Source organism: Bradyrhizobium sp. 956_D2_N1_4, assembly GCF_052076025.1.
GTDB lineage: Bacteria > Pseudomonadota > Alphaproteobacteria > Rhizobiales > Xanthobacteraceae > Bradyrhizobium > Bradyrhizobium barranii.
Genome location: NZ_CP197237.1, coordinates 2099649 through 2120890, shown reverse-complemented (window position 1 = coordinate 2120890; position 21242 = coordinate 2099649). Strand labels below are relative to the sequence as shown.

Annotated in this window: 19 protein-coding genes; 3 read left to right on the top strand and 16 right to left on the bottom strand. The window is 62.0% G+C overall.

Annotation, left to right across the window (positions count from 1 at the left end):
- Positions 1-306: 306 nt before the first annotated feature.
- The 8 genes from AB7535_RS09515 to AB7535_RS09480 form a co-directional block, all read right to left on the bottom strand.
- Positions 307-1089, bottom strand: a complete 783-nt coding sequence (locus AB7535_RS09515) for a creatininase family protein (protein ID WP_256376503.1) — start codon at positions 1087-1089, stop codon at positions 307-309.
- 68 nt (positions 1090-1157) lie between these two features.
- Positions 1158-1856: an ABC transporter ATP-binding protein gene (locus AB7535_RS09510; protein WP_063984112.1), complete on the bottom strand. Its 699-nt coding sequence runs from the start codon at positions 1854-1856 to the stop codon at positions 1158-1160.
- A complete protein-coding gene (locus AB7535_RS09505) occupies positions 1843-2601 on the bottom strand; it encodes an ABC transporter ATP-binding protein (RefSeq protein ID WP_063984113.1) in 759 nt (252 codons plus the stop codon). The genes AB7535_RS09510 and AB7535_RS09505 overlap by 14 nt, the downstream gene beginning before the upstream one ends.
- Positions 2598-3536 carry a branched-chain amino acid ABC transporter permease gene (locus AB7535_RS09500; RefSeq protein WP_084795382.1) on the bottom strand — a complete coding sequence of 313 codons (939 nt, stop codon included), beginning with the start codon at positions 3534-3536 and terminating at the stop codon, positions 2598-2600. Before AB7535_RS09500 ends, AB7535_RS09505 begins: the two co-directional genes overlap by 4 nt.
- 8 nt (positions 3537-3544) lie before the next feature.
- The gene (locus tag AB7535_RS09495; RefSeq protein WP_063984115.1) at positions 3545-4408 is read right to left on the bottom strand and encodes a branched-chain amino acid ABC transporter permease; all 864 of its coding nucleotides are present in this window, start codon (positions 4406-4408) and stop codon (positions 3545-3547) included.
- Positions 4409-4411: 3 nt separating this feature from the next.
- Positions 4412-5611, bottom strand: coding sequence for an ABC transporter substrate-binding protein (locus tag AB7535_RS09490; RefSeq protein ID WP_439037315.1), 1200 nt, complete (start codon positions 5609-5611; stop codon positions 4412-4414).
- 44 nt (positions 5612-5655) lie between these two features.
- Complete coding sequence (locus AB7535_RS09485; RefSeq protein WP_063984117.1) at positions 5656-6882, bottom strand: gallate dioxygenase; 1227 nt, start codon at positions 6880-6882, stop codon at positions 5656-5658.
- Between the two features lie 53 nt (positions 6883-6935).
- Positions 6936-7628, bottom strand: a complete 693-nt coding sequence (locus AB7535_RS09480) for an isochorismatase family protein (RefSeq protein ID WP_063986481.1) — start codon at positions 7626-7628, stop codon at positions 6936-6938.
- 159 nt (positions 7629-7787) lie between these two features.
- Here AB7535_RS09480 and AB7535_RS09475 point away from each other — a divergent pair, with 159 nt between their 5' ends.
- A complete protein-coding gene (locus AB7535_RS09475) occupies positions 7788-8990 on the top strand; it encodes a LysR family transcriptional regulator (RefSeq protein WP_084795197.1) in 1203 nt (400 codons plus the stop codon).
- A gap of 4 nt (positions 8991-8994) precedes the next feature.
- On the opposite strand, the gene AB7535_RS09470 is transcribed toward AB7535_RS09475, so the two are convergent.
- Entirely contained in the window at positions 8995-10338 is a 1344-nt protein-coding gene (locus AB7535_RS09470; RefSeq protein ID WP_439037314.1) for a 4-hydroxybenzoate 3-monooxygenase, read from the bottom strand.
- 77 nt (positions 10339-10415) lie between these two features.
- The gene (locus tag AB7535_RS09465; protein ID WP_439037313.1) at positions 10416-11309 is read right to left on the bottom strand and encodes a LysR substrate-binding domain-containing protein; all 894 of its coding nucleotides are present in this window, start codon (positions 11307-11309) and stop codon (positions 10416-10418) included.
- A 103-nt stretch (positions 11310-11412) separates the two neighbouring features.
- Here AB7535_RS09465 and AB7535_RS09460 point away from each other — a divergent pair, with 103 nt between their 5' ends.
- Both AB7535_RS09460 and AB7535_RS09455 read left to right on the top strand, forming a co-directional pair.
- On the top strand, positions 11413-12315 hold the full coding sequence (locus AB7535_RS09460; RefSeq protein ID WP_439037312.1) for an NmrA/HSCARG family protein: 903 nt from the start codon (positions 11413-11415) through the stop codon (positions 12313-12315).
- The gene (locus AB7535_RS09455) at positions 12308-12577 is read left to right on the top strand and encodes a DUF2798 domain-containing protein (RefSeq protein WP_084795198.1); all 270 of its coding nucleotides are present in this window, start codon (positions 12308-12310) and stop codon (positions 12575-12577) included. Before AB7535_RS09460 ends, AB7535_RS09455 begins: the two co-directional genes overlap by 8 nt.
- 888 nt (positions 12578-13465) lie before the next feature.
- Here the strand turns inward: AB7535_RS09455 and AB7535_RS09450 are convergent.
- The 6 genes from AB7535_RS09450 to AB7535_RS09425 all read right to left on the bottom strand — a co-directional run bounded on the left by AB7535_RS09450 (position 13466) and on the right by AB7535_RS09425 (position 21206).
- Positions 13466-14167, bottom strand: a complete 702-nt coding sequence (locus AB7535_RS09450; RefSeq protein WP_085404127.1) for an HpcH/HpaI aldolase family protein — start codon at positions 14165-14167, stop codon at positions 13466-13468.
- Between the two features lie 16 nt (positions 14168-14183).
- Positions 14184-14987, bottom strand: a complete 804-nt coding sequence (locus tag AB7535_RS09445) for an SDR family NAD(P)-dependent oxidoreductase (RefSeq protein ID WP_439037311.1) — start codon at positions 14985-14987, stop codon at positions 14184-14186.
- 7 nt (positions 14988-14994) lie between these two features.
- On the bottom strand, positions 14995-16677 hold the full coding sequence (locus AB7535_RS09440; RefSeq protein WP_439037310.1) for a hydantoinase B/oxoprolinase family protein: 1683 nt from the start codon (positions 16675-16677) through the stop codon (positions 14995-14997).
- Between the two features lie 13 nt (positions 16678-16690).
- Positions 16691-18751, bottom strand: a complete 2061-nt coding sequence (locus tag AB7535_RS09435) for a hydantoinase/oxoprolinase family protein (protein ID WP_439037309.1) — start codon at positions 18749-18751, stop codon at positions 16691-16693.
- A 163-nt stretch (positions 18752-18914) separates the two neighbouring features.
- Positions 18915-19853: a nitrogen assimilation transcriptional regulator NAC gene (gene nac / locus AB7535_RS09430; protein ID WP_231145246.1), complete on the bottom strand. Its 939-nt coding sequence runs from the start codon at positions 19851-19853 to the stop codon at positions 18915-18917.
- 144 nt (positions 19854-19997) lie between these two features.
- Positions 19998-21206, bottom strand: a complete 1209-nt coding sequence (locus AB7535_RS09425; protein WP_439037376.1) for an aspartate transaminase — start codon at positions 21204-21206, stop codon at positions 19998-20000.
- Positions 21207-21242: the final 36 nt, after the last annotated feature.

Sequence of the window (21242 nt, the reverse complement as noted above, 5' to 3'; positions counted from 1 at the left end):
TGTACTCTCGTCCGCTCGCGATGATCTAAAGCAAAAGATGCGGTAACTGCACAACCGATCTGTCTCAGCAATTGGTCCAGACCTGAGCTCAGTCGGGCTGAAACGATAAAAACCCAAGACGCTCTTGCTCCGGCTCGCCAGCCCTGAAACGAGACGGGCTTGGTCAGATCAAGAATTCCATATCTACCACCAAAAGACCCACATCCATTGAAGATTGCTCTTGCGCCGGCCGTCGGGAGGTAGTCCCGCAATCTCAGTTTAGCCTCCACCCGCTCGCCTCCATCGCTGAAATTTCCAAGCAAGCAACTACCTGGCGATAGCCTCAGCCATAATTTTGGCCGTTTCGTCGTAGAAGCGCCAGAGGTCGGGATCGACCGGATTGGGCGCGCCGAAATAACCATTCGGCGTCAATCGCCGGGCCGCCTCACCGCCCTGTCGCCAGACGGCGAGATCGTCAACGGTGAGCTTGGTCGGCTCCAGGCCGCGCAACGCTTCAAAATCGACGGTCTCAGGATAGTGGCGGACGATCGCCGCAGTCTCGTATTCGTCCGCATGGACACCAAACACGCCAGTGACCTTGAAGTCGTCGAGCGCGGGATCATGATCCCAACGCACCCAGATCGGCTCCTCGCCGGTCTGTCCGAGGCGTTTGATCATATTCCATCGCGTCGGCGCATATAGCCAGCGCGCGCCGGCCTGGCCGCGCAGATGCGCCTTCTGCAACACATCCAGGATCATGTCGTTGTGGGCTCGGTCACCGTGATGGCTGACGACGAAAACGTCGGGAAACCCGTTGGCCACCAAGGAATCGATGACGTCCGTCAGCAAGGCGGCGGCCGTCTCAGTCCGAATGCGAAAGCTCCCCACGAATTCGCCGAGCACGCCGTTGATCCCCCAATAATAGGGCGGCGCAATAACCGTCTCCTTGCCGCGTGCGGCCGCGTATTTCTGCGTCGCCCGGCAGAGCTGCAGCGCGATGAAGGCGTCGGTGCCAATCGGCAGATGCGGCCCATGCGCTTCCATGACTCCGGCCGGCAGCAGCACCGCGGCCTTGCGGCTGGCTGCCTCTGCAACCGCATTGGCCGTCATCTCAGCCATGGTGCTGGAGAACAGATTTTCGCTGGTCATGGGAAACTCCGGGATAAGTCAGTGCCGGCCTAGACCGACAGCCAACGATGAACCTGTTCGAAATCGGCGAGCAATTCCGCGGATTTCCCTTCGAGCACGATCTTGCCGCGATCCAGCACGATGGCGCGGTCGCTGAGCCGCAGGACATCCTCGGCGCGCTGCTCGACGATGATGATCGCAAAACCGCTGTCGCGCCGCAGGCGCATCAACGTCTCCTCGAGCTCCTCGACGATCACAGGCGCCAGCCCCTCGAACGGTTCGTCCAGCAGCAACAGGCGCGGGCTCGTCATCAGCGTGCGCCCGATCGCCAGCATCTGCTGCTCGCCGCCGGACAGCTTGTCGCCCATGTTGCGCCGACGTTGCTTCAGCCGCGGAAACACCTCGTAGATTCCATTGAGGTCGAAGCGGCCGCCTCGACGATGCGCAACAAGCAGGTTTTCCTCCACCGTCAGCGACGGAAAGATCTCGCGTTCCTGCGGCACCCAGCCAAGTCCGAGCCCGACCCGCTGGTTGGTGCTGAGCGTGCTGAAATCGTGGCCATCCCAGCGCAGCCTGCCGGCAAAGCGCGCGGCGTGCGCCATGATCGCCAGCATCAGCGTGCTCTTGCCGACGCCATTCCTGCCGAGCACGGCCAGGCATTCGCCTTCCGACACCGACAGGCTCATCTCCTCCAGCACCACGGCCTCCCCATAGCCGGCCGTGAGCCTCTCGATCTCAAGCAGGGACATGGGCCCCCCTGCGTCCGAGATAGACTTCGCGCACGCGCTCGTTGCCGGAGATCTCGGCCGGCGTGCCCTCCGTGATGATGCGGCCTTCGACCAGCACGGTGATCCGATCGGCAAAGCGGAAGACTAGGTTCATGTCGTGCTCCACGAACAGGAGCGTCAGATCGCGCGGCAGTGCGTGGATGCGCTCGAAGATAGCCTCGCTCTGCGCCGCAGGAACGCCTGCGGCGGGCTCGTCGAGGACCAGGATCCGAGGCCTTGCGGCCAGCGCCACCGCGATTTCAAGCAGGCGTTGCAACCCGTAGGGCAATTCATGAACCGGCCTGTCCGCGTGAGCGATCAGGTTGACGAAGGCAAGATGCTCACGGGCTTCCTCGATGGTCGCATTGTCGTGCGCGGCGCGGCGCCAGAACACCCGGGTCAATTGCTTGCGCTCGAGCACGGCCAGCACCACGTTGTCGAGCACGCTGAGGCCGCGAAACAATTGGTTGATCTGGTAGGTCCGCGACAGCCCGCGCCGCACCCGCGCGCTCTCGCCCAGCCGCGTGACGTCGTCTCCACTGATCAGGATCATTCCCGAGGAGGCCGCGACCCCGCCGGTCAGCGCATGGACCAATGTGGTCTTTCCCGCGCCATTGGGGCCGATCAGCGCATGCCGCGATCCCGCGGCGATGGCGAGCGAGACGCCGGACACCGCAGCGAAGTGACCAAAGCGGATGCTGAGATCCCGTGTTTCGATGGCGGTCATGACGGCCGCCCGAAACGCCGGCGCAGGCTGTCAGCCACGCCTGCAATGCCATTGGGAATCACGAACACCGACAGCATCAGCACGATGCCGATGCCAAGGTGCCAGTACTTCGGACTGACCGTCGACAGATAATCCTTCATGAAGCCGAACGCCGCTGCCCCCATCACGACACCGGGGATGCTGCCGGAGCCGCCGATGGTGGTCATCATCATCACCTCCGCCGAGCGATCGAAGCCGAGCATGTCGAGTGAGGCGAAGTGACTGGTCTGCGCGAGCACCGCGCCGGCCAAGCCCGCAATCGCGCCCGACATCGTATAGGCCATGGCAAGATGGCGTGCGACCGGCGCGCCGATCGCGGGCATGCGCTGCGTGTTCTCGCGAATGCCCTTCAGGGCCAGACCGAACGGCGATTCCGTGACCCGTTTGAGAAAGACGAAGACAATCGCCAGAACGCACAGCGCGTAGAAGAAGGCCGTCTTGCCGAGAAAATCGAAAGGAAACAGCCCGAGGACGGGCCCGATCGTGAAGTCGGGAAAGCCGTCCGCGCCGCCCGTAAGCCAGCGCGCGCTGTTGGCGGCCTCATAGAGCAGGAAGCCCATGCCGAGCGTCACCAGCAGCCGCGTAAAATCGTTGCCGCGCACGACGATGGGCGTCACGCAGAATGCAGCTGCCGCGCTCACCAGCATCGCGCCGGCAAGACCTGCGACCGGTTCCGTGATGCCGGCACGCGCCAGGATAGCCGCAGCGTAAGCGCCGAGGCCGAAGAACGCCGCGTGCCCCAACGAGACGATGCCGGCGTGCCCCTGGAGCAGATCGTAGGCGAGCGCAAAGATCGCCAGCACGAACAGGCTGCTGAGTAGCAACAGATAGTCCGGAAACAGGACATAGCTCGCCAAGGTCGCAAGCAGGAGCGCAACGCCGGGACCGCTATTCATGATCGTCCTCACGCGGCCCGTCCGGCAAGACCCCTGGGCAGGAAGATCATGGTGAGGACCAACAGGCCATACACCACGAACGACCCGACCGCGGGCAGATAGTATTTGAACAAGGCGTCGACAACGCCGAGTAACAGCGCGGCAACCACCGATCCGCCGATCGAGCCGGGGCCGCCGATCGCCACCACCATCAGGAGGATGGTGAGGTACTTGAAAGGAAATGTCGGATCGAGGCCGAGAAACCCGACCGATAGCGCACCGCCAAGCCCCGCCAGCCCTGCCCCAAGGCCGAATGTCAGCGCGAACAAGCGATCGACGTTAATGCCGATGCCTTCGGCGGTCCGGCGATTGTCGACCGAAGCGCGGATCTTCGCGCCGAACAAGGTGTGATTGAACAGCAGCATGAGGCAGACCGCCGTCACGAGGCCGGCAACAACCAGAAACAGGCGATAGCTGCCGAAGCGAATGCCGATGATATCGATATGGCCGGCGAGCCAGTCGGGCAGCAGCACGGCCTGCTGCTGCGGACCGAAGATGATGGTCGCGAGCGCGCTGGCGGCAAAGGCCAGACCAATGGAAAACAGCACCTGCTGAAGCGCCGGCATGGCGTAGACGTAACGGATCACCGATCGTTCGATCAGCACGCCGACTAAGGCCGTTGCCAGGAAGGCCGCTGGCAGGATCAGCAGAAACGGCAGATGCGCGGATTGCAGCAACGTAGTCGCAACATAACCGCCGCACATCGCAAAGGCGCCGTGCGCCAGATTGATGAAGCGCATCAGCCCCAGCGTCACCGACAGACCGACCGAGAACAGCAGGAGCAGCATGCCGTAGGCAACACCATCGGCGACGACTGAGGCAATCCCGTTCATCGACTACTTCGCTGGGTCCTTGACAGCCTCGATCGTGTCGAATGCGATGTTGTGCCAGCCGCCGTCCTTCTGCTCGCCCTTGCGGATGTAGATGTTCTCGACGACATCGCGCGTGGCGGGATCGATCTGCACGGGCCCGCGCGGGCTATCGAGCTTCGTGCCCTTGAAGGCCGCCATCAGCGCATCGCCGTCGAGATTGCCGTTGGTCTTCTCGACCGCCTTGTAGATCAGCGCCATGGCATCATAGGCCTGCACGGTGCGGACGCTCGGGACCGCGTTGGCACCAAACATCTCCTTGTAGCCCTTCAAAAACCCTGCATTGGCTTTGTTGTCGAGCTCGACCTGGTAATGCATCGACGAGATCACCCCATCGACCGCATCGCCCATCGCAGCCAGCATGTAGTCGTCGACGACATCTCCGGTCACCAACAGCTTGATGCCGGACTTGACGAGGCCGCGCTCCTTGGCCGCCTTCATGAAGGCGACCGAGACATCGCCGCCGGGATTGAACGCGAACACCGCGTCGGGCTTGGCTTCCATGGCGCGCTGGAGAAACGGCGAGTATTCCATGGCCGCGACCGGGGTCCGTGCGTCGCCGATCACCTTGCCGCCGCCTGCCTCAAAGCTCTTCTTGAACCAGGTTTCGGCGTCGATGCCCGGCGCGTAGTCGGAGACGATTGTATAGGCCGTCTTGATGTTGTTCTTGGCAGCCCACGCGCCGAGCGTGGCTGCCAACTGCGGCAGCGTGAACGACACACGGACAAAATAAGGTGACTTTTCGGTGATGATCGAGGTCGCCGCGTTAACGATGACCGCAGGCTTCCTGGCTTCCGTCAGCAAGGTCGCCGCCGACATTGCATTCGGCGTGAAACTGTAGCCGAGGATCACGTCGGCTTTGTTGCGGACGATCAACTCCTGGGTCAGGCGCCGCGCGAGGTCACCCGAGCCCGGTCCCTGATCGTCCCGCAACACCGTCTCGACGGTTAGTCCTGCGACCGTCGATCCGTGCAGCTTCTGATACAGTTTGACGCCGTTCTCGTAATACTGGCCCTGATCGGCGAAAGCGCCGGACATCGGCAACACCAGTCCGATGGTCAGCTTGCCGCTGGCGGCCTGCGCCATGCCCGACAGCATCGCGGTTATCGTCGCAGCAGTGGCGACACGCTTCAGCACGGCGGACATCAGGAACGGTCGAACAGTCATCACGTCACTCCGAAGGGACAGGGAAAGGCACGCATGCGCGGCGATTAGCGGGCGTCCGGCACCTGGCGCGTTGCAAGAAACTCATCGAAGGTCTCGCCGCGCATCGATGCATAGACCTCGAGATTGGTCTCTCCCACCAACCGCGCGAACTTCTCCAGCACAAAGAAATTCGCGCCGTACTGGATCAGTCCCAGCCAGTTGCGGTCCCGTACAAGCGTGGTCTCCTGATCGGTCAGACCCGCGTTGCGACATGCCGCAGCCTCGTCGCGTTCGAATTCCGCGCGGCTCGCCGGCGTCCTCATGTTCCAGAAGAACCGGTTCAAACGAATGCATTTCGTGCCGGTCTTGATGTCGAAGGCATAGGTGCCCGCGATATCCTCGATCCCGGACAGTTGCGGGTTCTGCGAGACGCCTTCGACCTTCTTCGGAGTCTGGTCGTTCTCCTCGAACACCAGGACCGTCATCGCCGTCGTCGTCGCCAGATAGTAATTCTGGTGAACCTTCTTGATGTCGTCGCTAAGCGCGCCGCGCATGGCCAACCACATGATGACCTCGACGCTCTCGGCGCCGCCGAGGCGGATGTAGTCGACGTGTTTCATCTTCGCGAGCGTCATCGGATCCTTTTCGATCAGATCGATGAAGCGCATGTCCCACTCGGTATCGTTGTAGCCGGTCCGTTCGCCGTGGATCTGGTGCGAAAGACCGCCGGTGCCTACCACCACGACGGACAGGTCTTCGGTATAGGATTCGATCGCGCGACGGAGCGCCTGCCCGAGCCGATAGCAGCGCATCGCTGTCGGCAGCGGATATTGAACGACGTTGACCTCGACGGGGATGACGGCGCCAGGCCAGCCGCCCTTGTGCGGCCACAGCAGCGGGAGCGGCGAAAACACACCGTGGTCGAGCGGACGATCCTGGAACACGGTCAGGTCGAACTCGTCGTTGATAACGCTTTCTGCAATATGGCGCGCGAGTCCGGGGTGACCGGGCAAGGTCGGCAGCGGACGGAGCCCAGCGCCCTCGTCGGCGACGTCGTAGCTGGGCGCCACGCCGAGCGCGAATGTCGGATAGAGATCGTAGAAGAATGCGTTCAAGTGGTCGTTGTAAAAGAACACCAGCACGTCCGGCTTCTTCTCCTCCAGCCATTTGGCCGCCGGCTCGAAGCCTTTGAACAGCGGCGCCCAAGCGGGCACATCCTGCTTGTTCTTGTCATAGGCGACACCGATCGTCGGCACATGGGAGGCGCCAATGCCTCCGATAATCCTCGCCATCTACTTGCTCCCTGCTCGCTGCCGTTCAGAAATTGACTAATCGCCGTGCGGCCCTATTTCCGCGACGTGCCTTCTAGGACGAGATCGTCGATGACCTCGTCGGTCGTCAAAACGTCGCCAAAGCTCTGGAAAACGGTCGAAAATCCGATGTTGTGGTCCTCGATGAAACGGGCCGCGTTGGCGTCGCTCACCATCACCACGCGAAAGTCCAGCATCATGGCGTCGCGCGCCGATGTCTCGCAACACATGTTGGTCAGCATGCCCACGATCACGACATTGGTGATCCCTGCCGCTGTCAATTTTTCGGGGAGGTCCGAGCGGGACGGAATGAATGCGCTGAAGCGAGACTTGGTCGCCATGATATCCCCCGGCTGCACATCGAGCGTGGGATAGATCCGGTGCCCGTCAGCCCCCGCGGTCAGGTTATCGCGATGGCGGGCAGCGTTCTCCTTGGTGAAGAAATAATCGTGGTAGATCGGCCACAGGCTCCTGCCGTTGTCTCCAGCCGTCATACTGACCCAAGCAACATGCCCACCCCGCGCGCGAAACGTTGCTGCAAGCTTGTTGATATGGGGCACGATGGCAACCGCGGGCGGGACATCAGACACGTAGAATTTCTGCATATCGATCACCACCAGCGCGGTCTCGCGCGGCTCGAACCGCTCGAATACACGCAAGCGCCCGCGCTTCTTCATGACGCGGTCGATGACATAAGGCGGCATTTCGTAGGGCGACGGTGATGTCATCAGGTTATCCAGCCTCGGGCTCATCGTTCGGACGCAGTTCGCCGGTGACGGAAAATTAGCTTGCTCTTCGGCGCTGCCTAGGCGCAAATCCCGCGGGATGCTATCTAAATTCGTTATGTCTTCCCGAGACGGACACCCCGCAATGAGGCTCGCGCAGACTTGCTGAATATCAGGAACCTTCGCGCTTTCGTGGCCGTGGCCCACTCCGGAAGCGTCATCAAATCGAGCCGGCTGGTTCGCCGCGCGCAGTCCGCCGTGACGCGCTCGATCAAGGAGCTGGAGGCCGATGTTGGCGTCCAGCTGTTCGAACGCAGATCGCAAGGCATGCTGCTGACTGAATTCGGACGAGCCTTGCTCGCTCGGGTCGAACGCGCGTTCGCAGAGATGGAAACTGCACGGTCGGCCTTCAAGACCGCCCAGCTGTCGGCAAGCCTGGTCGACAAGGCGCCCATCTTCTCCCTGTCCATCAGCCGCCAGCGTCTGCTCGTCTTTGCCGAACTGGTGGAGCAACACCACGTGGGCGCGGTGGCGGACAGCTTGGGAATATCCCAGCCCGCCGCCAGTCAGTCGCTACGTGAGATCGAAACAAGCATCGGTGCCAAATTGTTCATCCGCGGCGCCGGCGGCATGCAGCCTTCGCCATTGGGCGCCCTGCTCGGTGTGCATATCAGGCGGGCACTTGCCGAAATCCGCGCCGGCGAAGTCGAAATCCAATCGCTTCGCGGTGCGATCACCGGCAGGGTGATCGTTGGGTCGCTGTCGCTTGGCCGGACCCGGTTGCTTCCGAAGGCGATCATCGAGCTCACCAGAAATCATCCCAACCTGACGGTCACCACGGTCGAGGGGACATTCGAGCATCTGGCCACGCGGCTGCGCGCGGGCGATATCGATTTCATGCTCGGCGCACTCCGTCCCCCGGAACACACGATCGGCTTGGCGCGCGAGGTGGTGACCCAGGATGTCCTGTCGGTCGTCGCAGGCGGGGCACATCCGCTGGCGCGCAAGCGAAAACTGACTTTCGCGGATCTCGCCTCGGCCGATTGGGTGCTGCCACCTCACGGCGCCCCAACGCGGGAGCTCCTGGAAAACACCTTGAGAAACCACGGGCTCGGCGAGACCCGCGTGGTGGTCGAGACTGCCGATCTCGCCATTACCCGAGGAATCCTGATCGGCAGCAACATGCTGACCGCGGCTTCCGCACACCTGTTCCACGAGGACATCGCGACCAGGACGCTGGTCGTGCTTCCCCTGACGCTGCCGGAAACCAGCCGTCCGATCGGGATATTGCAACGGCAGGCGAGCAGTCCGTCGCTTGCCGCCCAGTTGCTGATGGCCAACATCAGGGCAATCGGACAGCTCTGACGGGTCAGGTCAGGTCCAGAGGCGTGCCGACATATTGCTCGGCGATGGTGGTCTGGGCAGCCCGCGAGCCCAGGATGTACTCCAGCTCTGTAAGCTGAAGGTTTCGCTCAAAGGCCGAATGCTCCGGAAATCTGTGCAGCAGGCTGGTGAGCATGGTCGCGAACCGGACCGTCCTCCAGACGCGATCCAGGCACTTCTCGGAATAGCCGTTGAGCCTGCCCTTGTTGCCGGTCCGGTAGAACTCGATCAGTGCAGCCGCCATCACGCGGACATCGGCCACCGCCAGATTGAGCCCCTTGGCACCCGCGGGCGGCGTAATATGGACCGCATCGCCGGCGAGCAGCAGCCTGCCATATTGCATCGGCGAGGCAACGAACGAGCGCAGCCGCGCGATATCGCGCTGGAAGATCTCGCCCTCGACGATCTCGGTCCGGTCCTCGTCGAACATACGCGCGTGCAGTTCACCCCAAAACCGGTCGTCGGACCATGATGTGTGATCGTCGTTGGCATCGATTTGCAGATACAGGCGAGAGACCGCGTTCGAACGCCGGCTGCACAGCGCGAAGCCACGATCGCTGTTCGAATAGGTCATATCGCCGAGTGGCCTCGACCGCGACAACACGCCGAGCCAGGCAAAATCGTAAACGCGCTCATAATTGATGATGTGGCCTGGCGGCGGCGCCTGCCGGCTCACGCCATGAAAACCATCGCAGCCGGCGATGTAATCGCACTCCAAGACCTCGTCACGGCCATCATGGCTGAAGTGGATCTTCGGCCGGTCGCCGTCGAGATCCGACAGCCGCGAGACCTTCGCCTCGAACAACAGCGGCTGCGACGCCTCAAGCCGGGCCCCGATCAGGTCCTTAACCACTTCCTGCTGACCGTAGATCATCACCCGCTTGCCGGTCAGGCCGGGAAGATCGAGATGGATGCTCTTGCCGCGAAAGCGAATGTCGAGGCCTTCATCAACCATGCCCTCTCGCCGCATCCGCGCGTCCAGTCCGAGCATTTCAAGAGTCTCCATCGTGCCCGGCTCGAGCACGCCGGCGCGCACACGCCCTTCGACATAAGGGCGGCTCTGGGCCTCGACGACGACACATTCTATTCCGGCCCGGTGCAGCAGATGCGACAGGAAAAGCCCGGCCGGTCCGGCACCAATGATTCCAACTTGCGTTCGCATCTTCAGACTTCTCACCGCATTCATCGAACCACCGACCAAATGCACAGCTTGGTGGAACAACCACCGGTGCAGATTTGTTCGAGAAGGACCCACGGCACAAGGCGCAAAGATCAAATACGCCGATCTAACTACATTATTGCAAGGCGACGCCCCAGTTTCCGCAGGCAACGTCTCGCATAAATTCCAAGGTCCTCAGCGTAGGTCGCGCAGACCGTCGGCAGGCTGCGATCACCGCCACGAATTCTCTAAAGATCGTCCAGTTTCAATCGCAAAGCCAGCAAATCCGTGAATGCTCGTACCTTTGCGGGCGCAAGTCTGTTTTCCAACCAGAGAGCATGAATGGGAACGGGCTTCGGTTCGAAGTTTTCCAACACGACTTTCAGCTTCGATGTCGCGACCAGGTGCTTTATTTGCCAAAGCGGTGAATAGCCGAGCCCCAGGCCGCTGGTTGCCGCAGCGTAAATGGCTGCCATCGTATTCGACCGAAACGTGCCTTGAACTCTGACGAGGCGAGTCCTTCCGTCGATTTGAAACGACCATTGTCCGACCTGTTGATCTATCGTCCGGACAAGACAGTTGTGTTGTCGCAGGTCTTGAGGATGCTTGGGCCGACCGCGCCGGGCAAAATAGGATGGCGCTCCGAAGACCACACGGCGCAGCGTGCCCAGCAGTTTGCTCTGCAAACCAGAGTCCGGGAGGTCCGCGATGCGGATCGCGAGGTCGAGCCGCTCGACCGCCAGATCGCTAAACCCGTCGAAAAGTTGAAGATCAATCTCCGTCTGTGGAAACTCTTTCATATATTCCGCAATGATCGGGACCAGAAAGTCTGGTCCGAACAGTACGGGAGCGCCAATTCGCAATATCCCAGAGGGCTCCAGCCGCCGACTGGCCGCTTGTTCCCGGGCTTCCCGTATTTCCGCAATTGCTGGCTGAACCCTTCTATAAAATTCGCCGCCAGCCTCGCTGGGGCTACAGTGTCTCGTCGTCCTGTGGATCAGGACAACACCGACATCCTCCTCCAAAGAAGCGAGCGAACGGCTGATGGCTTGAAGCGATCGGCCGAGGCGAAGCGCCGCCTCTGTCAAGCTGCCATGATCGACGACTGAGAGAAACGCTTCCAGGTCTTCCAAACGCGTCATGATTATCTCGCATCTCAAGAGAGAGAGTCACTCTTAACGCATATGGTTTCGACATTCGAGACAACGTAACTTCGTCTGGAAAGAAATTGAAGGAAGAATTCGCATGACAAAAACCGTGCCCGTTGTTCTCGTGGTCGGCGCCACCGGCAAATTTGCCCGGCTGGTGATCCCGGAACTCTTGAGGCGAAATTCAATTGTTCGCGCCTTGGTGAGAGATGCCGAGCGCGGCAAGGTCGCGCGGCTCGGTGGTGCAGCGCAAATCGCAATTGGCGATTTGCGAAATGCGGAAAGTTTGAACAAGGCAGCCGAAGGCGTTGACGGCATTTTCCACATTGGGCCGGCGTTCGCGCCCGATGAGGCTGCGATGGGCGTTGCGCTGGTTGAAGCCGGCGAGCGAGCCGGCGTGCGCAAATTCGTGTTCTCATCGGTTATCCAGCCGACGAACACGGGCCTCAAGAACCACGCAAGCAAGATTCCTGTCGAAGACGCGTTGTATTCCTCGCGGCTCAACTATACGATCCTGCATCCCGCAAATTTTATGCAGAACATCGGCTTCGCATGGCCGACGATCCTCAGGGAGGGCAAGTTTGCGGAGCCGTTTCCGAAGGAAAAGCGGATTGCGAGAGTCGACTATCGCGATGTCGCGGAGATCGCGGCCACCGCACTCACGGACTCGAAGCTGGACTATGCGACGTTGGAGCTTTGCGCGGGCATGTTCAGCCGTATTGATATCGTGTCGATCATGTCCCGGAAACTTGGGCGGCCAGTCACAGCTGAGGAGCCCAACTTTGAAGAATGGGCAAAGGTTACGCGCCTACCCTACGACGATCACCAGCTCGAGCTTCTATCGAAAGTCCATAATCATTATCGACAATATGGGTTGGGAGGGAACAGTCTTTTGTTATCCGCCGCGCTCGGTCGTGAGCCGCGCTCGATGGAGCAATATATCGGCGATCTCGTGCATCAATCCGCTTCCGAGAACCCGGCGGAGGCAAGCAATGTCTAGAGCACGGCATCCGCTCCTGCAGCTGAGGAAACTTCCACCCTCCTATGGGCGCCTCGTCACGCCCCTGGTTTTGTCTATCTTCATGTCAGGCATCGTCTCAGCGGTCGTCACCGTCAAAGGACTGGGCCTGGGTCCTGGATTCCTCACCAATTGGCTCAGCGCATGGTTTGCCTCCTGGCTGATCGCATTTCCCAGTCTCATGCTCATTTTGCCGATCGTCCGGCGGATAGTATCCACTATCGTCGAACCATCCGCTCGCTGAGCCGGGATCCCAGGTGCGATGCACCTCCGGGGTCGAAGAGGCCTCGTCTCACAGACAAGAACGCACGCCCGATTGGTCTAGCAGGGCGCCTCGCGAAGCACCAGAGAGGAGGAGACGCCCATCGGCAAACGCGACGGGAAAAGAAAAGCCCGTATGCGGCGGTTCGACGGGCACTTATCCGGAGCGACGTGATTTGGATTGTTGCGTTTCAACGCACGATCAGCTCTTCACCCGCGCCATTGCCGCTTATCGTCCATAGCCTCGCCTGCTTCGTCGTCGTTCACTGGCAGGTGCAGTTTTACGTTGAGACGTCGAGCACAGCACTATTCAATGTCGACGTCGTCGGGACTGATCGATGGCATGACGAAAACTGGGCTGCTGCCGCGACAGCCGCTGCCTCGGCTTGTTGGAATGACAACTCCGCGAGCCGCTGGAGGTGTGTGATTGTCCGAGTGGTGTGGGCACACCAAGGCTCGAACCCGGGACCCGCTGATTGAGAATCCGCGGCTGTTCGGCGAACTTCGCATGGTGAATCAGATGCGCCGGGAGAACACGAGGCGCCCCAAGACTATTCTTGTCCTCGCTGCAGCTCACACATCTCCTCATGATCGGCCGACCTCTGAGTTCTGCTGGAGGGAGCGCTTTCAAGCGCCCTCACGCGAGTTCTCCGCTCCTGCGGAGACACACACATGCAGTTGCTCTTGTGGACGTCACATCGATCCAAAGAGAGCCTGCCCACACTTGCCTCACATAGATTTTTCATGATCTCTCGGTGCACACGGCGCGCACACGCCGCCTTCTAACTATCTGAAAAACCTGAACTCTCGCTCCAGTCCATCATGGGGAAGTTTAAGCTAGCTTCAGCCACCGAACGCCAACGCGATCCCATCACCGACCGAGCATCCGTTTGACGCCCATCAGTCCGACGCGAAGAAACGGATCCGAGTGGATGTAGAAATACCGTACCCCATGCTCGAGCCAGGACGGCAATTCGTCCGAGGTCACGAGCGTACCGGCGATCTTGCCGGAAGCGCGGATCTTCTTCACTGCAAGCGCGACCCGCTCCATCACGGCCTGCGGCCGCGGCTGACCGAACGGCGGCGCCGGGGGATAGCCCATGTTCTGCGAGAGGTCGCCGGGCCCGATGAAGAAGACATCAATTCCTTCCACCGCGGTCAGTTCTTCGATGTTGTCGATCGCCTGCGGCGTCTCGATCATGGCGATGACCAGCCGCTTCTCGTAGTCGGCAGGACAGGCGTAGCGCACCGCGTCGACGATGGCCCGGGCCTGGTCGGCGGTATCGACCATCGGCACCATCAGCCCATCGGCACCCGCGTTGAGGTAGCGGATCAGGAGAGGCCGTTCATGCGAGTGCGGCCGGACGATCGCCGCGCCACCCGCGCCGCGAATGGCCTGGGCGGTCACGCGGACATCCTCAAAGCTCCAGGTGCCGTGCTCGCAATCGACAAAGATCGCATCGGCCCCGAGCTCTACCAGGCGGACCGCCAGCCCCGACGAGGCGTGATGCGGTGTGAGCATGGTGACCGCCTCGCCCTTGGCGAGGCGCTCGCGCAATTTAGCTCCGTTCATGGGAGATCCTTCTCTGTCAGGTCTTCGGCTTGTCGCTGAGGCCTTCGGGCGCGCCGACCCAGCGGGCGACCTCGATATCGGCCGAGGTGTCGCGCATGAAGGTCGGGCAGATGTGCAGTTCGGGGATCACGGCGCCCTTTTGCAGGCTGGCGCAGAGCAGAACCGCGCGCGCAACGTCGTGCGGATGGAGCATCACGGCCCGCTCGCCCTCGAGCGGCGGCCGGGCGCGATTGTCCATGATCGGCGTATCGGTCTCGCCGGGCAGGATGGTCGTCGCACGGATGCCCTGGTTGCGATATGTGTTGTGTAGGAAGCTCATGAAGTTCTTCACGCCGGCCTTGGCTGCACCATAGGCGGCGCCGCCGAGCAGATTCGGATTGACCACGGCCAGCGACGACACGGTGATCACTGTGCCTTCCTTCCTGGCTATCATGTCCTCCAGCACGGCCTGGGTCAGGTTGAACACCGCGGTGAGGTTGACATTCACCGTGGCATTCCACTCGGCTTCGCTGATGAAGCGCGCGTTCAGCACCTTGCTGGCGCTGCCGGCATTGTTGACGAGGATATCGATCGTCCCGACGTTGCGCTTGACCCAGCCGACCGTCTCCAGAATCGCATCGCGCGATGCGACATCCAATGCGCGGGCAACGGCCTTGCCGCCGGCCTTCTCGATGTCAGCCACGACGTCCCGCAACGGATTGATCCGGCGGCCAGTCAGGACGATTGTTGCGCCTTCCTGCGCGAGCAGGATCGCAGTCTCGCGCCCAATCCCGGTCCCGGCACCGGTGACGAGCGCTATCTTTCCATCGAGCAGACCCATGATGCTCCTATTCGGCGGCGGTCGCCGCCACGTTTGAGCGCTGATAGCCGTAAATCTGCCTCGCGGCCGCCTGCGTAATCAACCCCTCGGCTAGATCGAGCTCGATTGCGGCCGCCGAGCGCTGGGACGTCCGTCCCCATCCGCCACCGCCGGGCGTCTCCACCTCCAGACGGTCACCCGTCTTCAGGACCACCTTTCCCTTGGGAAATTGCGGATCCCCGTTCTTGTACACCTTGCCGGCACTGCCGGACTTGCCGTCGACGACACCGAAGCAGGGATGACGCACGCGCTCAGACGCCAGATAGATGTTCATCGGATTGCGCCCGAGATTGCGCAGCACGACGCGCTGGCCGAGGCCGCCACGGCACTTTCCGGCACCGCCGGAGTCAGGAATCAGCTCCTTGCACTCGGTGAGCGCGGGGACGGCGATTTCGAACATCTCGATCGCTGTGACCTTGCAATTAGATGGGAAGCTCAGGGTGTCGAGACCATCGAGTTCGGCGCGGGCGCCCTGCCCGCCGTGAAAGTTCTGCACCGAACCATACTGCGTACCGTCATCACGCCGTCCCACGCAGTTGGCGGCCCAGATCGGCGCGCCGCCGCTATCGCCCATCACCTTCTCCGGCACGACGCCTTCCAACGCCTTGAAAATCAGCGATGGGATGACATGCCCGATCAGGTTACGCGAATTTCCCGCCGTCCATTCCTCTGGATTGAGAATCGAGCCGAGCGGCGCCTCGTCCGTGATCGGCGTGATGCAGCCTTCATTGTTCGGCGTGTCCGGGTCGAGCAGGCATTTCAGCGCGTAGACCGAATGGGCGTAGCGATAATTGGTCCGGCAGTTGATCGAGTGAAGAATTTGCGCGGATGTTCCGGTGTAGTCGACGTGAATGGAATCGTCGCGGACGATCACGGCCGCCTTCAGCGTCACATCGGTGTCGTAGCCGTCGAGCAGCACCTCGGCACTATAGGTGCCATTCGGCCATTGCCGGATGGCGCGGCGGGTCTGCGTTTCGGAGCGGGTGTGGATCGCGTCGGCCAGCTCGTCGATGCCATCGAGATCATATTCGTCGAGGAATTTCACCAGTTCGCGGCCCATGACATTGTTGGCCGCGACCATGGATTCGAGATCGCCCATCACCTCGGTCGGAAGGCGAACGGAGGCGGCAATGATGTCGAGCACGTCCTGGTTGGGAACTCCGGCCTTGTGCAGCTTCACGATCGGGAAACGGATGCCCTCCTCGAAGATGTCGCTGGCTTCGGAATGCAAGGGAGCGCCACCGATATCCGGCAGATGCGCGATCGAGCCGGCATAGGCCACGACCTTCCCCTTCTTGAAGATCGGCGTGATCATCGTCACGTCGGGCAGGTGCCCGGTGCCGATCTCCGGATCGTTGGTGGCGAGCACGTCACCGTCTTGCAGGGTCCCGGCCGGAAACTTCGGCAGGAAATACTTCTGTGCGGCAACCGGCAGCGAGGTGATGAATACCGGGATCGACCACGTGCATTGCGCCAGCGCGCGGCCGCGGCTGTCGAGCAGCACGGTCACGTAGTCGTGGTTCTCGCGCACGATCGGCGAAAATGCGGTGCGGCCGAGCACGATGTCGGCCTGGTCGGCGATGAAGATCAGGCGATTCCACATCACCTGCAAGTTGATGGGATCGTTGAAATCGGCGGCGTTCACGGACATGGGTGCGTCGTCCTCAGGCGATGTTGATCACGAGATTGCCGTTGATGTCGACGCGAGCCGTGCCGCTCGGTCCGACGACCGCGGTGGATTCCCGCTGCTCGACAATGGCCGGACCCTTGATCTCTTCGCCGACCGGCAGCTTGTAGTGATCGTAGACCGGCGTTTCGACAAAGCCGCCGCTTTCGCTGAAATAGACCGAACGGTTACCTTTCTTGGCCTCGGCAGCATGCCGCGTGTGCGGACGGGTCACCTGATCCTTCTGACCACTGGAGCGCAGGCGCCAGGTGATCACCTCGACCGATGAACCCGAGACCGTGCGGCCGAACAACTCGCGGTACAGCTTGTAGAAATTGGCGAGAAGCTCTTCGTGGAACTGCTTCGGCGACAGGCTGCGATCCGGCAGCGCGACCGTGATCTCGTGGCCCTGACCGACGTGACGCATGTCGACGGTGTAGGTGTTGGTGATCGTCTCCGGCGCAACCCCTGCAGCACGGACGACATCTGCCCCATGCGCTGCGAGATCGCCGAGCAGGCGATCCATCGCGACAAAATCCCAACTGTCGACCTGCATCGGAAAGCTCGCGGAGAGATCGACAGCCACCGGCGCGATCAGCAGGCCGATCGCCGAGGTGACGCCGGCGCCGGTCGGACAGATGATGCGCTTGATGCCGAGCTTGCGCGCGATGCCGTAGGCATGCACCGGGCCCGCGCCGCCGAAGGCGACCATCGGCAGGCTGCGCGGATCGACGCCGAGGTCGGTCGCGTGCACCGCCGCCGCTTTGCTCATGGATTCATTAACGAGATCGTGGATGCCGAAGGCGCAGCGGGGCACGCCGACGTCGAGCGAAGCCGCCAGCTTTGTCATCGCCGCGAGTGCGGCGTCCTTCGACACCTTGAACGAGCCGCCGACGAAGGATTCGGTGCCCATATAGCCGAGCAGGATATCGGCATCAGTCACAGTCGGTTCGGTTCCGCCGCGCTGATAGGCGGCCGGCCCCGGCATCGCGCCCGCCGAGCGTGGCCCGACATCGAGCAGGCCCAGCGGGTTCTTCGCCGCGATCGAGCCGCCGCCGGCGCCGATCTCGATCATGCGGATCGACTGGATTTTCAGCGGGAAGCCCGAGCCCTTGCGAAAGCGATGATAATGCGCGACCTCGAGATCGGTGCCGACCGCCGGCTCGCCGTTCGGGATCAGGCACAATTTGGCGGTGGTCCCGCCCATGTCGAAGGACAGCACGCTGCCCTCGCCGGCGATGTGGCCGAATTCGGCCGCAGCGACGGCGCCTGCGGCCGGACCCGACTCAATCAGGCGCACCGGCAACTCCGCGGCGCGGCTGCTTGGCACGAGGCCGCCCGACGAAGTCATCCACAGCACCTGCCGACTGATCCCCTTGGCGGCGAACTCACGCTCGAGATGTGCGACGTGTCCCGACATCTGCGGCCGCGTATAGGCGTTGACGACGGTAGTCGAGGCCCGGTCGAATTCGCGCACCTCCGGGCAGACTTCGGAGGATAGCGACACAAAGATATCGGGGTCTTCTTCACGCAGCAGTGCGGCGATGCGCTGCTCATGATCAGGATATTTGTAGGCGTGCAGCAGGCAGACGGCGACGGATTTGATGCCCTCCTCGCGCAGCCGGTCGGCGATCTCGCGGACCGTCTCCTCATCCAGCGCCGTGATGACCTCGCCATCGGCAGCGATACGCTCGACCGCGCCAAAGCTGTTGGCGCGCGTCACCAGCGGGTCGGGATATTTCAGGTTCAGATCATAGAGATCGTAACGGCCTTCGTTACGAATACGCAGCATGTCCTGGAAGCCGGCGGTCGAGATGAAGCCGGTCTTGACGCCCTTGCGCTCCAGCACGGCATTGGTGACCACGGTGGTGGCGCCGAGCACCTGAAGCCCGTCGAGAGCGACTCCGAATTGTTCGAGCAGCTCGGACACGCCACGAACCACGGCCTCGGCTGGGTTGGCCGGCGTGCTCAGCACCTTGTGGAGATGCAATTCGCCCTTGTCGTCGAGCAGCGCGAAATCGGTGAAGGTTCCCCCGGTATCGAATGCGAGCTTGGCCATCTTTGTCCTCGAAGCGATTGCCTTCGAAGGTAGAAAATGCGGTTGCGGCCGACCACCACAACTCCCGTCTGCCGCCATAGGTTTTGTTTATGGCCTGACGAAACCGGCGCGATGCAGCCGCCGCGCACGGCGTTGCCCGGACTCTGGCCTGCAGCCGTGTTGCCTAGACCGCTTTGATGCCCTGCGGGTGGCTGCGCATCAGCTTCTCGACCACGGTCAGAAGCACCGAGCGCGTGGCGAGCGCGGGCTCCGACAGCGGCAGATGGTCCGAAATACACAGGGAGACGGTCGCCTCGATCGCGGGACGTACCAGCCGCCGCACTTCGACCCCGCCAAAGCTCGACGCGGTCGCTGCGACCGAGGCCGGCAGGATGGTCGAGCCGAGGCCCTCGGTCACGGCCGCACCGAGCGCGGAGACGGATTCGATCTCGGAGGCGACATTCGGCTTCACCCGTGCCCGCGCCAGCGATTCATCGATCAAGCGCCGCAGGAAATGCCCCTGGCTCGGCAGCAACAGCTTTACGTCGGCCAGCGCGGACAGCGGCAGCGGCTCGTCGGTCGGCTTTTTCGCGACAGGCCCCGCCGGCGAAACGAGATACAACTCCTCACGGAACAGCGGCTGCAGCTTCACGCCTTTGATCGGGCCGGAGCCGTAGATCATGGCCATGTCCATCCTGCCGGTCATGATCAGCTCGCTCAACACATGGCCAAAGCTGTCGTTGATATGGACGATGATCTGCGGATGCAGCGTCGACATCTCCTTCAAGATCGGCAGCGACAACGTGCTCGATGCCGAATAGGTCGCAAGCCCGATCGACACCCGCCCGGCCAGCGCCTTGGTCGATTGATCGATGTCGATCTGTGCCTGCTCGATCTGCTTCAGCAGCAATTGCGCGTGGCGGTAGAGGATGAGGCCGGCCTCGGTCGGGACGATGCCGTGATTGCTGCGCAGCAACAGCTTGTGCTTGAAGTGAGTTTCAAGGGCTGCGATCTGCTGCGACAGCGCCGGCTGAGCCGTGCGGAGCAGCCCGGCGGCGCGCGAGACGCTGCCGGCATCGACCACCTTGACGAAGCTCTTCAGCTTCCTGAAATCGACGCTCATCTGTGTCGAACGCTGGTCCTGAACCGGACGGGCAACGCCCGCGCGGCCGTTCATGAAAACACGATCTGGATCGACACTATCCTTTATCTACGCCGTTGATTTCAATCGGTTTCGTCGCCTGCGCGCCGATTTGCTTGATTGCCCTCAGCGCAGCGCCCGGCAGGCCTTCTCAATGCGGTCACAGGCGTCCTTGATCGCCCCCATCGAGGTCGCGATCGACAGGCGGAAATACGGCGAGAGCCCATAGGCAGCGCCCTGCACCGCGGCTACGCCGACATCGTCGAGCAGATAGAGCACGAAATCGAGATCACTCTCGATGAGCTTACCATCAGGCGTCGTCTTGCCGATCACCCCAGCGCATCCGGGATAGAGATAGAAGGCGCCATCAGGCACCAGGCAGGACAGGCCGGCGATCGCGTTCAACCGCGCGCAGGCATAGTCGCGGCGCTCCTTGTAGAGCTTGACGCTATCGCGAACGAACGACTGGTCGCTGGTCAGCGCATGCGCGGCGGCCGCCTGGCTGATCGACGAGGGACAAGATGACATCTGCGACTGCAGCTTGTTGATGGCGGCGACCAGTGGCGCAGGACCCGCGGCATAGCCGATCCGCCAGCCGGTCATTGCGTAGGTCTTGGACACGCCATTGGCGAGCAAGACGCGGTCCTTCAGAGCCGGCACCACGGCGGCAAGGGTAGTCGCAGGCTCGTCGCGGTACCAGATCTGGTCGTAGATGTCGTCCGACAACACGAGAACATTGGGATGGCGGAGCAGCACGTCGCCGATCGCCTTGAGGTCTTCGCGGGAATAGGCCGCGCCGGTCGGGTTCGAGGGCGCATTGAGGATCAGCCAGCGCGTGCGCGGCGTGATCGCAGCCTCCAGTGCCTCCGCCGTCAGCTTGAACCCCTGATTCTCGGAGCAGCGGACGATGACAGGCTCGCCGTCATTGGCGATGACCATGTCGGGATACGAGACCCAATACGGCGCGGGAATGATGACCTCGGCCCCCTCCTCCACGCTCGCCATCAGCGCGAGAAACAGAATCTGCTTGGCGCCGCCGCCGACGCAGATCTCGTTGTCCGAATAGCCAAGACCAAGGCGGCGCTTGTAGTCCGCGATAATCGCGTTTCGTAGCGCGACGGTGCCATTGACCGCGGTGTATTTCGTCTCGCCGCGATCGATCGCCTCATGCGCCGCCGCCTTGACGTGATCGGGCGTGTCGAAGTCGGGTTCGCCGATCGCCATGTCGACGATGTCGCGGCCGGCGGCCTTCAGCTCGCGCACGCGCGCGGACGCGGCCGTGGTCGGGGATATCTTGATGCGCGAGACGCGCGCGGCCGGCACGAAGATCGTCACTGTGGTCGTCCTTTGCGTTTTCGATGGTCCACGCCC

Bases quoted from the DNA above. Each gene is read 5' to 3' on its own strand.
- AB7535_RS09480 (WP_063986481.1), bottom strand. From the start codon at position 7,628: ATGACATCACCGTCGCCCTACGAAATGCCGCCTTATGTCATCGACCGC.
- AB7535_RS09460 (WP_439037312.1), top strand. From the start codon at position 11,413: ATGACAAAAACCGTGCCCGTTGTTCTCGTGGTCGGCGCCACCGGCAAA.
- AB7535_RS09500 (WP_084795382.1), bottom strand. From the start codon at position 3,536: ATGAATAGCGGTCCCGGCGTTGCGCTCCTGCTTGCGACCTTGGCGAGC.
- AB7535_RS09435 (WP_439037309.1), bottom strand. From the start codon at position 18,751: ATGGCCAAGCTCGCATTCGATACCGGGGGAACCTTCACCGATTTCGCG.
- AB7535_RS09490 (WP_439037315.1), bottom strand. From the start codon at position 5,611: ATGACTGTTCGACCGTTCCTGATGTCCGCCGTGCTGAAGCGTGTCGCC.
- AB7535_RS09450 (WP_085404127.1), bottom strand. From the start codon at position 14,167: ATGAACGGAGCTAAATTGCGCGAGCGCCTCGCCAAGGGCGAGGCGGTC.
- AB7535_RS09495 (WP_063984115.1), bottom strand. From the start codon at position 4,408: ATGAACGGGATTGCCTCAGTCGTCGCCGATGGTGTTGCCTACGGCATG.
- nac (WP_231145246.1), bottom strand. From the start codon at position 19,853: ATGAGCGTCGATTTCAGGAAGCTGAAGAGCTTCGTCAAGGTGGTCGAT.
- AB7535_RS09440 (WP_439037310.1), bottom strand. From the start codon at position 16,677: ATGTCCGTGAACGCCGCCGATTTCAACGATCCCATCAACTTGCAGGTG.
- AB7535_RS09465 (WP_439037313.1), bottom strand. From the start codon at position 11,309: ATGACGCGTTTGGAAGACCTGGAAGCGTTTCTCTCAGTCGTCGATCAT.
- AB7535_RS09515 (WP_256376503.1), bottom strand. From the start codon at position 1,089: ATGACGGCCAATGCGGTTGCAGAGGCAGCCAGCCGCAAGGCCGCGGTG.
- AB7535_RS09485 (WP_063984117.1), bottom strand. From the start codon at position 6,882: ATGGCGAGGATTATCGGAGGCATTGGCGCCTCCCATGTGCCGACGATC.
- AB7535_RS09505 (WP_063984113.1), bottom strand. From the start codon at position 2,601: ATGACCGCCATCGAAACACGGGATCTCAGCATCCGCTTTGGTCACTTC.
- AB7535_RS09455 (WP_084795198.1), top strand. From the start codon at position 12,308: ATGTCTAGAGCACGGCATCCGCTCCTGCAGCTGAGGAAACTTCCACCC.
- AB7535_RS09510 (WP_063984112.1), bottom strand. From the start codon at position 1,856: ATGTCCCTGCTTGAGATCGAGAGGCTCACGGCCGGCTATGGGGAGGCC.
- AB7535_RS09445 (WP_439037311.1), bottom strand. From the start codon at position 14,987: ATGGGTCTGCTCGATGGAAAGATAGCGCTCGTCACCGGTGCCGGGACC.